The organism is Brevibacillus sp. FSL K6-6036, assembly GCF_037964015.1.
Taxonomy (GTDB): Bacteria; Bacillota; Bacilli; order Brevibacillales; family Brevibacillaceae; genus Brevibacillus; species Brevibacillus borstelensis.
On sequence record NZ_CP150173.1, the window covers coordinates 5,088,214 to 5,103,108 of the forward strand.

At 52.3% G+C, this 14,895-nt stretch carries 13 protein-coding genes; 2 read left to right on the plus strand and 11 right to left on the minus strand.

Features of this window, described 5'->3' with window-relative positions; all coding sequences use genetic code 11:
* Nucleotides 1-43: 43 nt before the first annotated feature.
* Nucleotides 44-1,468 (plus strand): methyl-accepting chemotaxis protein, encoded by a 1,425-nt coding sequence (locus tag NST37_RS24690; protein ID WP_024984316.1) that lies wholly within the window; start codon nucleotides 44-46, stop codon nucleotides 1,466-1,468.
* A 91-nt stretch (nucleotides 1,469-1,559) separates the two neighbouring features.
* Here the strand turns inward: NST37_RS24690 and NST37_RS24695 are convergent, their stop codons facing one another.
* From NST37_RS24695 to NST37_RS24725, 7 genes are all read right to left on the minus strand, one after another.
* Entirely contained in the window at nucleotides 1,560-2,780 is a 1,221-nt protein-coding gene (locus NST37_RS24695; protein WP_003388812.1) for a trypsin-like peptidase domain-containing protein, read from the minus strand.
* Nucleotides 2,781-2,936: 156 nt separating this feature from the next.
* A complete protein-coding gene (locus NST37_RS24700; RefSeq protein ID WP_172920127.1) occupies nucleotides 2,937-3,725 on the minus strand; it encodes an MBL fold metallo-hydrolase in 789 nt (262 codons plus the stop codon).
* Between the two features lie 217 nt (nucleotides 3,726-3,942).
* Nucleotides 3,943-4,728 carry a two-component system regulatory protein YycI gene (gene yycI / locus NST37_RS24705; RefSeq protein WP_024984460.1) on the minus strand — a complete coding sequence of 262 codons (786 nt, stop codon included), beginning with the start codon at nucleotides 4,726-4,728 and terminating at the stop codon, nucleotides 3,943-3,945.
* Nucleotides 4,715-6,094 (minus strand): two-component system activity regulator YycH, encoded by a 1,380-nt coding sequence (yycH, locus tag NST37_RS24710; RefSeq protein ID WP_003388817.1) that lies wholly within the window; start codon nucleotides 6,092-6,094, stop codon nucleotides 4,715-4,717. The genes yycI and yycH overlap by 14 nt, the downstream gene beginning before the upstream one ends.
* A complete protein-coding gene (walK, locus tag NST37_RS24715; RefSeq protein WP_174768867.1) occupies nucleotides 6,091-7,938 on the minus strand; it encodes a cell wall metabolism sensor histidine kinase WalK in 1,848 nt (615 codons plus the stop codon). Before walK ends, yycH begins: the two co-directional genes overlap by 4 nt.
* On the minus strand, nucleotides 7,935-8,642 hold the full coding sequence (gene yycF, locus NST37_RS24720; protein WP_003388820.1) for a response regulator YycF: 708 nt from the start codon (nucleotides 8,640-8,642) through the stop codon (nucleotides 7,935-7,937). The genes walK and yycF overlap by 4 nt, the downstream gene beginning before the upstream one ends.
* Before the next feature lie 229 nt (nucleotides 8,643-8,871).
* Nucleotides 8,872-10,368 (minus strand): M23 family metallopeptidase, encoded by a 1,497-nt coding sequence (locus NST37_RS24725; RefSeq protein ID WP_003388821.1) that lies wholly within the window; start codon nucleotides 10,366-10,368, stop codon nucleotides 8,872-8,874.
* 270 nt (nucleotides 10,369-10,638) lie between these two features.
* On the opposite strand from NST37_RS24725, the gene NST37_RS24730 reads away from it, so the two are divergent.
* Nucleotides 10,639-11,007 carry a hypothetical protein gene (locus tag NST37_RS24730; RefSeq protein WP_003388822.1) on the plus strand — a complete coding sequence of 123 codons (369 nt, stop codon included), beginning with the start codon at nucleotides 10,639-10,641 and terminating at the stop codon, nucleotides 11,005-11,007.
* 96 nt (nucleotides 11,008-11,103) lie between these two features.
* Here the strand turns inward: NST37_RS24730 and NST37_RS24735 are convergent, their stop codons facing one another.
* The 4 genes from NST37_RS24735 to rplI form a co-directional block, all read right to left on the minus strand.
* Entirely contained in the window at nucleotides 11,104-11,310 is a 207-nt protein-coding gene (locus NST37_RS24735) for a hypothetical protein (protein ID WP_031932433.1), read from the minus strand.
* A 232-nt stretch (nucleotides 11,311-11,542) separates the two neighbouring features.
* The gene (locus NST37_RS24740) at nucleotides 11,543-12,829 is read right to left on the minus strand and encodes an adenylosuccinate synthase (protein WP_003388824.1); all 1,287 of its coding nucleotides are present in this window, start codon (nucleotides 12,827-12,829) and stop codon (nucleotides 11,543-11,545) included.
* 220 nt (nucleotides 12,830-13,049) lie between these two features.
* On the minus strand, nucleotides 13,050-14,399 hold the full coding sequence (gene dnaB, locus NST37_RS24745) for a replicative DNA helicase (RefSeq protein WP_003388825.1): 1,350 nt from the start codon (nucleotides 14,397-14,399) through the stop codon (nucleotides 13,050-13,052).
* A gap of 45 nt (nucleotides 14,400-14,444) precedes the next feature.
* Nucleotides 14,445-14,888 (minus strand): 50S ribosomal protein L9, encoded by a 444-nt coding sequence (gene rplI / locus NST37_RS24750; RefSeq protein WP_003388826.1) that lies wholly within the window; start codon nucleotides 14,886-14,888, stop codon nucleotides 14,445-14,447.
* Between the last annotated feature and the right edge of the window lie 7 nt (nucleotides 14,889-14,895).

The window sequence follows — 14,895 nt, forward strand, 5'->3', positions numbered from 1 at the left end:
GTACTTACTATGTATGACACCGCAGATGGAGAGGGGAACAACGATGACCATACGGAAAAAGGTTTTAGTCGGTTTTATCGTGTTATTATGTTTATTGCTGCTCGCTTCCACAATATCGTTATTTCTGATGGGAAAAATCGGAAATAAGGCAGAAGAGATAAATACAAACTGGATGCCAAGCGTTTTGGTGCTCGGCGATCTGGATGAAGACATCACCAACCTGCCGATGATTATCTCACAGATCGGCCTTGAAACCGATCTCGATAAAATCAATGCCCTTGAAGTACAGGTAAACAATGCTCTGAAGGACATCGAGCAAAAACGGGCGGAATACGAAAAGCTCATTTCTTCCGATGAAGAAAAAGAAATCTACAGCAGTTTTTCAACCCACTGGGAAGCCTATGCCCAGCAAATTCCGGCCGTACTGCAAGTAGCCAGAAACACGGATACAGCAAAAACCGTAGCGGCCATTAACCGCACGCAAGCTCAATGGACTGATGCGAAAAAGGTTATCTCATCGCTCGTCGAATTAAACGGAAATGGTGCCAATGCAGCGACATCGAATGCTGTCTCGCTCAATAACACCGGATTTATTACGGTGATCGCGATCAGCGTGATTGCAATCGTCATCGGCATTCTCCTGATCCTCATCATTATGCGTGACATTCAAAAGGTCACGCAGCAGATCCAGCAATCCTCCGAGAGCGTTGCCAGCTCCTCGGAAGAAATCTCGGCGAGCGTCGAAGAAATCGCTTCCGGCAGCCAATTCCAGGCCAGCACCGTAACGAATGTCTCGGAAATGATCGAGCAGATGAATCAGGCAATTACCCAGGTTGCCGTTAACATCGAGCAAACCAATGAGTTCGTCAACAAAACGGTCGATGTCGCGCACAGCGGCGGACAGATGATGGCAAACTCTATCGAGGGCATGAAAGACATCACGCTCAAGGTAGACGAGCTGCTGGCGAACTCCCAAAAGATCGACAGCATCATCAGCTCGATCCAGGATATCGCCAACCAAACCAACCTGCTGGCCCTTAACGCTTCGATCGAGGCGGCACGGGCCGGCGAGCACGGCCGCGGCTTTGCCGTCGTAGCCAGTGAAGTAGGCAAACTGGCTAAGCAAAGCAGTATCGCCACGAAAGAAATCATCGAACTGATCGGCCAAATGCAGACGAGCACACAAAAAACAGTCGATACGGTCAACAACGGCAGCGCCCTCGTATCGCAAGCGTATCAATCCTTTGATGAAATCGTCAGCTACGTAAGAGAGACGTCGACCCGGATTGCGGAAATAGCCGCGAGCTGCGAGGAGCAAAGCGCCCAGACCTCGGAAGTTCTCAAGGCCGCGCAAAACATCGCGGCCGTGACCGAGGAAACGTCAGCAAGCACCGAAGAAACCTCCAATGCCGTCGTTGATCTGGCTAGAATGGCGGAAAACCTCAATCAGCTTGTTGTCAAAATTTAAAGCCGAAACAAAAAACGGAGGTCCCGCAAAGGGTGCCTCCGTCTTTCATTTGCTTTTGCTCTTGCCAGTATGGATAACCGGTGTTCCCGCTTTAATTGCTGGAAGGTTGATTTTCCAGTGTCACCGTCGTGGTTTTCATAAATCCATCGCGGTAGAAGGTAACTTCCATTTTTTCTCCCGGCTTTTTGTTCAGCGTCAAGTATTTGCGCAATTGCGCGCCGTTGTCGATGTCTTTGCCATCCAGCTTGACGATGACGTCGTATTGCCTCAGATCAGCCTTGCCCGCTGGCGAAAATCTGCCCGGCTGTTTGCTGATCACGACGCCCGCTTTCACATCGTTTGGCAGGTTCAGCGTCTCTTTCCAGTGGTAGCGCGGCACACTGGTCAAATTGTACGGCTCGATGCCCAGATAAGCCCGTTTCAGCTCTCCATACTGCATCAGGTCGCCGACGATTTTTTTCACGTCGTTGATCGGAATGGCAAAGCCGAGCCCTTCCACACCTGTCTTGGAGATTTTCATCGTATTGATGCCGATTACCTGTCCCTTGATATTGACCAGAGCGCCCCCGCTATTCCCCGGGTTGATCGCCGCATCCGTTTGCAGCACGTCCAGCTCCCAGTCATCCTGGCCGTCTTCGTTGATATCCACCGGCATCGAACGATTCAGCGAGCTGATGATCCCTTGCGTTACCGTACGGGAAAATTCCAGTCCGAGCGGGTTGCCGATGGCGATCGCCGGCTCTCCTACCTTCAGCGTACCGGAGTCGCCCAGCTCGGCTACCTTTTTCACCTTGCTGCCGTCGATTTCCAGAACGGCCAGATCGGTAAACGGATCGGCTCCCAGTACTTTGGCGTCGACAGTGTCGCCGTTTGGCAGTGCTACCTGGATCTTGCTTCCTCCGGAAATAACGTGATTATTGGTAATAATGTGCGCTTTGCCGTTTTTGTTTTCAAAGATGACGCCAGAACCCTCGCCGCGCTGAACCTGTTCTTCATTAAACCAGTTCACGACCCGGCGCGTATTGATGATCCCCACGACCGCATCTTCCGTTTTTTCCACCGCATCCACCGTAGCCGAAGTAACCTCGACCGATACAGGCTGGGCGAACAGATTGGCGGCCGGATTGCTCATAGCGTTGGCCGTACCTGGCTCTACCATGGAAATGTATCCTGATTTGGAGAGAGACGGCAGCATCAAGAGAACTACCATCCCTCCAATCACCGCGGAAGTAATGGAGGTCATCACCAAGCGCCCGATTCCATTCGAACGCTTTTTCCGTTCCACTTGTGCCATGTCATCGTAAAAACCCATGGTTCACGCTCTCCTTTCTCTATTACCTAGCTTTGCAGATTTTGCTATCGCGTATACCATTTCACACCTTCAGTATACGACCTGTTTTCGGCAAAATGGCGTGAGAATTATGGAAAGGTTGTGGAACTGGCGGCAGGAAATCCATACGGGTGCCGTCTATAAAAACTCCAGCTTGGTCGGGCGGTCCGGGTACGTTTCCCGCAGATGGACGTCATCTCCGACCTTGAGACCGCTCTCCTCCAAAATCCCTTTTACGGTCAGACGCGCCAGATCGATCATGTTATTCTCTTTGCTCAGATGCGCGAGGTATACCCTCTCTGCCCGTCCGCCTAAAACGTCAATCATCGCTTCGCCAGCCGCTTCGTTCGACAGATGGCCGACGTCGCTCAAAATACGCCGCTTGATGCTCCACGGATACTGCGACATGCGAAGCAATTCGACATCGTGATTGGATTCAAACACATAGGCATCCGCACCGCGAATCGTCTCCTTGATCCGGTCGCTGACGTAGCCGAGGTCGGTCGCCACACTCAGCTTCTTGTTATTGTGGTAAAAGCAAAAGCCCATCGGCTCGACGGCGTCGTGAGAAATGCCAAAAGACTCGATTCCCAAATCCTCCAGCTCTTTTTTCTCGCCTACCTCAAACAGCCGCTTCTGGTCCTCCCGAATCGTACCGATCTGGCCATCCAATTCAGACCACGTTTTTTGATTGGCATAAATTGGGAGATTGTACCTGCGGGCCATGACGCCAATTCCTTTAATATGGTCGACGTGCTCGTGCGTTACCAAAATGGCGCTCAGCTCTGTCGGGTCCACGCCGATCTCGCGCAGAGCCGCCTCTGCCTGTTTGCCGGTAATCCCCACATCGATCAACACCGAGATGCGATCCGTTGCCACGTAGATCGCATTGCCGGTACTCCCGCTCGCCAATACACTAAATCTCACTACAAATCCCTCTTCTCTCGCTTGCACGCACACAAGGGAGCCGCAGTGGAGCAGTTTTGTCCCTTCCATCTCCCCACACCGCGGCCGTGTACCTGCTTCCCTTGCAAAATGTTGTCTATATCGAACATGCTGTCTATAGCTGTGAAACTGCTGCCCTTTTAACGATGGCTTTTCGGTCTGTCTTCCAACACCTGCTTGTCCGCTACTTTCGCCATCCCTATTTCCCCGGGAAATAATTCGTGACCAAAGGGCGTTCCTGGGCTCCTGTAAATCCGTTGACAAAATGCTGCTTCCCATCGTGAATGATCCGCCATACCGGAGCCAGCCCCTGAATTTCCGCGTCATAGGAACCGTAGTAGCCCAGCGTTACATTTTCGATACGCTCGCCCTGATGGATCACCTGTTTTTCCACCAGCGAACGGATCGCTTTATATGCAGAAATGATCGGGCGGCTCGTACCCTGGCTGCGTATATTCAGATAGGTTTGCCGATACCCGAGAATCGAGCCATCGGCCAAGTAGACTTCGAGCGGCGCGATGAATATCGGCACCTTATCGTACACCTGCCAATACAAAAGTCTTCCCTGATTCGATTGGTACAGGTCAGCCGTGTACTGATCGGAATACATCATGCGCGGTCCGATTTGGCGCAACAGCTCGTTGGGGGTGATCTGGCCATTTATGGCGATCGGCGGCTTCAGTCTGGCCGCCAGGGCCATTTTTTCCAGGGTAGCGTCAATGCCTGCCATCCCCTGCAGCTCCAACGCTCCGATCCCTACATACTCTGCATTGAGATAGGTCATGTCCGGCGTGTCCGATGGCACCTCTGCGTCAAGTGTGACGTTGTGCTGTCTGAGATAGTCATCCATTTCCCACTTTTCGCTCTGGGACGCCTCGGGATTTTGCCAGTAGCCGCCCCTCGTCGCGTATACCTGATAGCCGAGAAACACGTCCAGCAGGAGAAAGGCCCAGATCAAGATCGTTTTCGTTTTACTCCAATCCATGCTCCGGCCCTCCTCCCTGATTCAATTGGGCAGGAATGTACAGGTTGGGATAATTGTTCACTTCCACTACCCAGATCGGGATCAGCTCCACATAATCCTCGTGTGTAACCGTCTGATACGACAGATATGCGTTTCTGATCTGCTCTGTATTCGCCAATCCCTTTTCGCGGATGTATTGAAACAATTCCGGTCCCGACATCGCCGTCCACCCTTTGTTCTGGATGTAGCGGTCCAGATCGATCAGTGAGCGGTCCATCGTCACTACCTGGCCCGCCTCCATCGTCACCCGGATGGTGTCGATCGGATAGCCTTCCTTGCTGTAGAGCGGATACGCTCCGACGTACTGGCGGAAGGTAACAACATCTTTGTCGTTATAGCTTTTTCTGATTGTCTCGAAATGAAAATCATCCGTCCATCCCAAATGTTTGTTAATAAATGAAATGGCTGCCTTTACCTTCTCCTCATCCGTCAGCTCCGGTGCGACTGACAGGATGGCCGGGTCCGTAAACGTAATGGCCTGCTGATCCGAACGCAACTGGATGGAGCGGCTGCCATCGGTGTAGATGATCGTCTTGTCCCGCTCCACGATTTGGCGGACCAGTGTCCGATCGAGAAAATACGCATCCAGTAGCTGATCGTTGTCGATCGTCCGGAATGTAAAGCGAAAGGCCTGCATTTTCACCGGGTTTTTCGGCAAATAGTAAATCGTCCCTGCCGCCCTCCCCTGCTCTATGATCGGGGGGACAGGATTCGGTTTGACGACCTTCATGATTTGTTCCGGCATCAGGTTGCCCGTCGGCAGATAAGACTGCCGCAAATCCTTTGGACTGATCGAGGTACGGCTGCGAAGCACCATTTCCTCGCCGGAGAGGATAAACAAGGCATAGACCACGTCTTCCTCTTCCTCGTAATAAAGCACCAGGCGGTCGATTCCCTTTCCTTTGTCGCTGACCTCATCGCGAAATGTCACAAGCCGTCCAACGACAGAAAGAGGGACGCTGTTGCGAAAGCGTATTTCAATTCCTTGCTTCTCCCGGGAGATTTTCTCCCACTTCTCAATCGGCAAGGAAAATGGCGCGAAATCGAGGAAGATCCATTTCTTCATCTCTTCTTTGACGATGCGATACTGGCCGTCTGTCGCTGTCGCCTTTGTATGCCGGTCCTCCCCGTAGTGAAAGATGACCGATTCCGGTGCGATCAAGTCCTCCAGTTGCCTTTCCTGTACCGGCTTTGATTCCTTGTACTGAGCAGGCTCGATCAGTTGAAATTGGGGCTGGTTTGTCCACAAAAGCGCGGTCAACAGAAAGCTGGACAGAACCAGCAAGGTGAGCAGCAAGGTTTTGGCCGGCTCCTTCCACCGTATCATCCCGCCGTCCCTCCTTTTGCAAATGGCACCCAAAAGGTGACCGTCGTGCCCACATTCAATTCGCTGGAGATCTCGATTTCCGCGCCGTGAGCCTGTACCAATTCCCGGGCGATGGCGAGGCCGAGACCGGTTCCGCCTTGCCCGCGCGAACGAGCCTTGTCCACCCGGTAAAAGCGTTCAAAGATGCGCTTTAAATCCCGGCTGGGAATCCCGATCCCGGTATCGGAAATGGAGATGTGGAGACGCTTTTGGTGCCGGTTGACCTGTGCCATGAGGACGACCGTGCCTCCCTCGGGCGTATACTTGACTGCATTGGACAGCAGATTGTCCAGCACCTGGTTGATCGCATCCTTGTCCACGTATATAGGAGGCAGATTTTCCGGCACCTCCAGCTTTAGCTGGACGCCCTGCTGTTCCCCGAACATGGAAAAGCGGTCTGCCGCATAACGAAGCAGCTGATCGGCGTCTACCTCTTTGTAGTGGAGGTGAATGCCCTGCGAGTCAAAACGGGACAACTGAAGCAGGTCGTTTACGAGACGGATCATCCGCTCTGTCTCTGACATGGTCACCTTTAAAAAGCGGTTGGACAGCTCCGGTTCCTCTACTGCGCCGTCCAACAGCGCTTCCACATAGCTTTTGATCGTCGTCAACGGCGTCCGCAGCTCATGCGATACGTTGGCGACGAACTCCTTGCGCTGCTGGTCGAGCCGCTGCTGCTCCGTCACGTCCTGCAGCACCGTAATAATGCCGCCCCGCTTCCCGCTGTCATGCTGAAGCGGTGTAAATGTCACACGAAGGATCAGGACTTCGCGGTTCGGCAGCAGCATTTCAATGATCAACGGCTCCACCTGCGAATACAGCGGCATTTCTTCCTCCGGCGGCAGCTTCAAGAGATCGTACAGCGTCAATCCTTTGGCCATGCAGTCGTCCATGGTGACCTGCAGCATCTCTTCCGCCGACCGGTTCATCAAAATGATCTGACCGTTGCGGTTGGAGGCGACTACCCCATCAGACATGTTGCGCAGGATACCGGCCAGCTTCTCCCGCTCTTCCTCCTGCTGCATGATCGCCTCTTGCAGCCTGAAAGTCATATGGTTGAAGGCCATCCCGAGCTGCCCAATTTCATCATCACTATACACACGTACATTTCTATTAAAATCTCCATCGGCAACCGCCCGGGCCTGACGAGTCATTTCCTTCACCGGCGTCGTAATCGTCCGGGCCAGCACGACACCCAAGGCTGCGGTGAAAAGCAGTGCGATCATCGTCCCGGAAGCGAGAATCCCGTTCATCTTGCGGATCGTCGTATAGGTCGCCTCCATGGAAGCAGCCATGTATACTGCCCCGTAGACGATGTTGTCTCCTTTCACCGGCAGCACGAGCACCTTGACCCGATCGCCTGTCCGCGGATCGATCCGGGTCGACTCGCTGCGTGTCCCCAAAAGCGCAATCGTTACCTCTGGCTGAGTGTTTCGCTGCCCGATCGTACGCTTGTCTTCCGTCGTGCTGATAACCGTCCCGTTCGAGTCGATGACGCGGACATTGGCCCCGTTCAGCTTCACCAGATGGGTGATCAGATTGTCGATTCCCTGCCGGACCTCATCCTGGCTTTGCTCCTTGCCTTCGTTTGGCCGCAGGTATCCTTGGGAAAGCGTCGCCAAAAGGCTCGCCTGCGCATTCAACGTCTCCGAGAAGTTATTGATGTAGTAGCTTTCCACTTCCCGGGCAAAGTACGCCCCGATAAACTGCATCGCCATCAGGATCAGGAGCATGTAAATGACGACCATTTTCCACTGGACCGTCTTGAACAGGCGAAACAGACGAAAAAGGCGAAACGGACTCATCCGGGAGTTCCTCCCGCTCCCGGATTACGCATGGTATAGCCAAGTCCGCGCCTCGTGATGATATACTTCGGCTGGCTCGGATCGTCTTCGATTTTTTCACGCAACCGGCGGATCGTCACATCGACTGTCCGCACATCCCCGAAGTAATCAAATCCCCAGACGGATTGGAGCAGATGCTCCCTCGTCATGACCTGTCCCTGGTGGCGAGCCAGATAGACAAGCAGCTCAAATTCCCGATGGGTCAGCTCAAGCTGCTCCCCGATCTTCTCGACGGTATAGGAATTCAGATCGATCTCCAGTTCATGAATCCGCAGCAGATGATTGTCCTGCTCTTCGCTCTTGGGCTGCTGGCGGCGGAGCTGCGCTTTGACTCTGGCCACCAGCTCCCGTGCGCTGAATGGCTTGGTCACGTAATCATCCGCACCCAGCTCCAGGCCGAGCACCTTGTCCACCTCGGAATCCTTGGCCGTCAGCATGATGATCGGCACATCGCAGCTTTTCCGAACGGAGCGGCAGACATCCATGCCATCCCGGCCCGGAAGCATCACATCCAATAAAATAAGGTCCGGTTTTTCATTCTGCACGAGAAGAAGAGCTTCCTCTCCGTCATAGGCGCAGACTACCTGGTACCCTTCCTTTTCAAAGGTAAACTTCAAGATATCGGCAATTGGTTTTTCATCGTCCACAACCAGGAGTTTTGCCATAGCGCTCTCCCCCTTCTGTACGTAATGGATTCCACGAAACGTCCGTGTTTTCCTCCACATCTGATGCTTGGTAATGTTTCCTGCCATCTGTCACATGCTCTTATTGTATCAGACAGCCGCCTTGGACGCTTCCCTCGATCCAATAGGAAAAGGGCCCCCTCATTTGAGAGAACCCTTTATTGTAAGAATCAAAGAAAATCATTATTTTGATTTTCCTATACTTTCCTGCTTATTTTAGGAAACGAACCGGGTTTTGCAGTCGTCCATTTTGTATAACCTCAAAATGCAGGTGGACACCGGTAGAGTCTCCGGTAGAACCCATGACCCCAATTGCTTTTCCTTGGGAGACGACATCTCCTACTTTGACGCTGATGGAGCGAAGATGCCCATAACGGGTCTTCATGCCGTTTCCATGGTCGATCAAAATGGAATTTCCGTAATCGCCATCCCATCCAGCTTGTACGACGCGGCCGTTGTCGGCAGCACGAACAGATCCGGAACCGGCAATGTCGATTCCTTTGTGCAAACGGCCCCAGCGCATGCCAAAACCGCTGCTGATAGAGCCTCTGGCCGGCCACGAAAGACGGCCTGTCCCGCGAGACGGAATGACTTTGGTTCCGCGCTCGACGATTTTGACCAGCGGCTGGTCAATGACTTGCTGATCCAGGATGCTTTTGTCGACAACTTGTCCATTTTCTTTCACAACGAGATAACGGACGGTTTTGCTGCCCTCTTTTCCTTCCTGGACAACCTTTGTTTCGCCTTTTGGCAGCTTGTCGTTATTCCTTACCTGCGTGGCAAACGGAATGGTTTCTTTTTGACTGACCTCTTCCTTCACCTGTACAGTCACCAACGGGCGAAGCGCCGTTACATTAATCTTTTGTCCCAATTGCAGCAATGTATTTTCCGTTATGCCAGGGTTATTGGCATAAATATCTTTCGACGTAATGCCGTACTTTTTGGCGATGCAGCCTACGCAGTCGCCCTCGACTACGGTATGGGTTACTTGCTTGAACGTACCCTTGGCTAAGAGTTCCTCCAGCTTGTCCACCGGAAGAACCTGAGCAGCGGTTACCGAATCGCTTTCCAGCTTCACGTCTTCCTTGATCGACACTTGCACCGCAGGAGGAGCTTTCGGCTGGTCTATGGATGCGGCTGCTACCGCCTGTTTCTTCACGTTGTTCGCGGGTATTCCGGAGAACTTCTCCTTCACAGATTCCAACGCTTTCTCGGCTGCCTCTGCATTCTCGGCATAACCGACCACTTTTCCGTCAACGACCAATTTGACAGCCTCTACCTTGATGTCGGCAATATCCGACAGAGCTTTGATGGCTGCCTCGTTATCGTAGTGTCCCTTATACAGTTTTTCTTCAGTAAATGTGATATAGTCGGACAACGTCAGGTTCAAGCCGTGCTTTGCCTTTTCCTCGTCCAGCTTGGCCTTTGTCCACGAATGGACAACCTCCGGATTGTTGACGACACCAATCTCCTGTCCATTCACTGCTACATGATAAATCGAAATAATGTTGCTCTTGTAATAGAAGTAGGCGGATGCCCCGATTGCTGTTGTGAGTACGAGTCCTGCTGTGATCGTTGCCGTTTGCTTTTTGTGAGTGCGGACAAACGTGCTTGCTCTCTCGACCGCCCGCTGTGTAGCTCGGCTGCTATTCTCGACGATGTGCTTCGTCTTGTTTTGCAGCTTGGCCATCCATTCGGCCCATTGCATACCTTGTCCCTCCTGAAAACAGATACATCTCCTTCATGAACGTAACTATTTTGAATTTTTTTGCGATATGTACTAGGTCTAATAACCCGGATATTCAGTTTCAATTATCTGCCAAATTGCCTAAAGAAACCAACTATGTCGACTTTACCACAAAAATAACGACAACATCAAGTGTAAAATGCTGTCGAATGGATTTTTGGTTTCTTGCTCATAATAGGTACACCATATTTGACGGTTATTAACAAAAGGGTACGAGAGGAGCGGCAGGCAGTGAAGGAACGCAACATTTTGGCTGGTTTTAAAACGATTGAAGCGGCAGAGAAAGCGGCACAATCCCTTCGTCAGGCAGGCTTTGAAACCATTCAGATCGCCCATATTGGACAATACCCGGGCGACGGACTGGAAGAGATCACAAATCCGATTACAAGCGATTTCCCCAGCCTGGCCACACTGACCCAGGCCGGTGACTTTCCGAATGGCCGGGATGCCAGCGTCCTGGCAGCCGCAGGTCCGGATGCCAGCGGGATGGCTGATCGCGGAGTAGAAAACATCGGAAACATTCTACTGACAGCAGTCGTACCGGAAGAACGAGGCGATGAAGCCGTACAGATCATCGAATCGTTCGGAGGCACCATCTAAACGATTGCTTCCTGCAGGCAGCAGCAAAGGAAACCAAACACAACAACAGAGCCACCTCCCCTCTTTCGGGACAGGTGGCTATATGCCGTTACACATCTACACCTCTACCATCGACGTGATGTCTTTGACCGCCAAACGGCGAATCGTCGTTTTTTGGTCGTCCCGCTGTTTGTACGTGGTAATAAAACAAAGATAGCCGTTGTTAAAATGAGTCATGGTTCCTTTGATGACGACGCCGTTAAACATCTTAACCTGAACATTCTTGCCCAGAAGCTTCATCGCCTTCTGATCAAATCCCATCATCGTGACCACCTCATTTTTCCTTGATATGCCTTACCATATGCCCAGAAGTCTGCATTTCGTGTCTGTCCTTGAAAAAAAAGAAGAAGCCCTGTCGTCCATTTTTGCTTCCTGATCGTTTTCGACCACTGCCATGCAGCGCCGCAACGTGCGCCGGGAGAGGTGCATCCTTCCTACTTTCAATAAAAAAGCTGCCGAACCAGGTTCGACAGCTTTTTCGCATAGAGCCAATTGTTTATCCGTAGATACCGCGAACAACCACGGTTTGTTCGCGATCCGGTCCAACCGAGAAGATGGAGAGCGGAATGCCGGTCAGTTGCGTGATGCGCTCGATGTAGTGACGTGCGTTTTCAGGCAGCTCGTGAAGGCTGCGAACGCCAGTGATGTCTTCCTTCCAGCCTGGGAGCTCCTCGTATACCGGCTCGCACTTGGCGAGCTGGTTCAGATTCGCAGGGAAGGACTCGATCACTTCGCCGTTGTATTTGTAGGCTGTGCAAATGCGCAGCGTGTCAATGCCGCTCAGCGTGTCCAGCTTGGTGATCGCCAGTCCCGTAATGCCGCTCACACGGCGTGCATGGCGGACAACTACGCTGTCAAACCAGCCGACACGGCGCGGACGGCCTGTCGTCGTACCGTACTCAAATCCTACTTCGCGGATATGATCGCCTGTCGCATCAGTCAATTCGGTCAGGAACGGACCATCCCCTACGCGAGTGGTGTACGATTTTGCCACACCGATAACCTGGTTGATCTTGGTCGGTCCTACACCGGAACCGATAGTGACCCCACCGGCAATCGGGTTGGAAGAAGTCACGAACGGATACGTACCTTGATCGATGTCCAGCAGAACGCCTTGGGCGCCTTCAAACAGCACGCGGCTGCCCTGATCGATGGCATCGTTCAAGACGACAGACGTATCGGTGACATAAGGGCGAATGATCTCGGCATAGCCCAGGTATTCTTCCAGCACTTCGTTCAGTTCAAAGCCGCTGGTATTGTACATTTTCTCCAGCAGAAGATTTTTCTCAGCGAGGTTGCGCTCAAGCTTGCGGGCGAACTCTTCTTTGTCCATCAGATCGGCAATGCGAATACCGATACGGGCAGCTTTGTCCATATAAGCCGGTCCGATCCCTTTGCGGGTCGTACCGATCTTGTTTGCGCCGCGGCTGTCTTCTTCCACAGCATCCAGCTTGATGTGGTAAGGCAGAATCACATGCGCGCGATCGCTGATTTTCAAGTTGTGCGTCTTGAAACCAAAGCTGTGAATGTAATCCAGCTCCGCTACCAGCGCTTTCGGATCGATAACCATGCCGTTGCCGATGACGCAAGTTTTATCTGTATAAAAAATTCCGGATGGAATCAAGTGCAGCTTGTATTTGTTGCCACCAAAAATAATCGTGTGTCCAGCATTGTTGCCACCCTGATATCTGGCCACCACTTCGGCGCTTTCCGCCAGATAATCGGTAATTTTCCCTTTACCTTCATCGCCCCATTGGGTTCCGACGACAACTACAGTTGACATCGAAAAACACCTCCTGATTTCATCATTGCCTTACTGGGCCTGAAACAATCTAAGTGTACTAAACGATTTTGTTGCTGTCAATGAAAATACGAACGTTAACAATTTAGAAAGTTTATACGTTCGGTATTTTCATAATAGAAAAAAAGCCGGAGTATGTTCCGGCTTTTCCGTAAAAACAGGCGATTTTTACCTAGGTAGAACTTATTTTTATTATTACTATTTACCCCGCTGCATCGCGATAGCGATTGTCCAGGCTGACAAACTTGTTGTATTCCTTCAAAAATGCCAGCTCCACCGTCCCGGTCGGGCCGTTACGCTGCTTGGCAATGATGATTTCGATGACGTTTTTGTTCTCTGTTTCTTTGTCGTAGTAGTCATCGCGATAAAGGAACGCAACAATATCGGCGTCCTGCTCGATCGAACCGGATTCACGGATGTCCGACATCATCGGCCGCTTGTCCTGACGCTGCTCCACCGAACGGCTTAGCTGGGACAAGGCGATTACAGGCACGTTCAATTCCCTGGCGATCCCCTTCAAGGTCCGGGAAATTTCCGATACCTCCTGTTGGCGGTTGTCGCCTTTTCCCCGTCCGTGAATCAACTGCAGGTAGTCGATCAGGATCATGCCCAAACCGCGCTCCGCTTGCAGACGGCGGCATTTCGCCCTGATGTCCTGTACCGTCACACCCGGCGTATCGTCGATGTAGATCGGCGCTTTCGCCAATGTCCCGATGGCCATCGTCAGCTTTTGCCAGTCATCCTCTTCCAGCCAACCCGAACGCATGCGGGAGGCATCCAAATTGCCCTCCGCACAAATCATCCGCTGTACCAACTGAGAAGCGGCCATCTCCAGCGAGAAGATGGCCACTGTCTCGCCGGCGCGAGCAGCTACGTTCTGGGCTACATTCAAGGCAAAGGCCGTTTTCCCTACAGACGGACGGGCTGCCAGGATAATCAGGTCGCTTCGTTGGAAGCCGGCTGTCATCTTGTCCAAATCCGGGTATCCCGAAGGAATCCCCGTCACATCCCCGCGCCGCTGACTGAGAAACTCAATCCGTTCATACGTCTCCAGCAGTACGTCGCGGATCGGCGTAAAGCCGCCGCTGTTCCGGTTCTGGGCAATTTCGAGGATGTATTTCTCTGCATCCGCGATGATCTCCCCGACCTCGTCTTCACGGGAGTACCCTTCATTGGCAATTTTCGTCGCCGTCAGGATCAACCGCCGCAAGAGCGACTTTTCCTCGACGATCTTCGCGTAATACTCAATGTTGGCCGCAGTCGGAACCGAGCTGGCAATCTCCGTGAGATAGGGAACGCCGCCCACCTCATCCAGCAGCTTGTGGTCCTGCAGCTCTGCCGTCACCGTTACGAGGTCGACCGGCTCCCCCTTGTCGTAGAGGTCCTGCATCGTTTTAAAGATGCGCTGATGGGCGGTTTTATAAAAATCTTCAGGTCGAAGAATTTCAATTGCCGTGATGAGAGCTTCCTTCGATAAGAACACGGCCCCCAGAACTGACTGTTCCGCTTCGTTGTTTTGCGGCGGCACACGGTCCAAAAACAGGTCGCTCACGTCACACCCCTCGCTTATCCCGTATTAGCATGAATTACTGCTTCATTATTCTTCCACTACATGAACCTTGAGCGTTGCCGTCACTTCATTATGCAGCTTCACTTTCACCTGGGTAACGCCCAGTGCGCGGATCGCTTCCATTTCCAGCTTGCGTTTGTCCAGTTTGATTTGGAACTGGTCTTCCAAAGCCTGCGCGACCTGCTTGCTGGAAATAGCCCCGAACAAGCGGCCGCCTTCCCCTGCTTTTCCCGATACCTTTACGGTGATCTCGTTCATCTTTTCAGCTAGCTGCTGAGCTTCAATCTTTTCCTGCTCTTTACGCTTGGCTTCGCTGCGCTGCTGCGCGTCCAGCGTCTTCATATTGGCTTCGGTGGCTTCCTTGACCAATCCCCGCGGCAGCAGGAAGTTGCGTACGTAGCCTTCCGACAAATCCTTGACTTCGCCTTTTTTCCCTTGACCCTTTACGTCTTTCAGAAAAATAACTTTCATCTGTGCT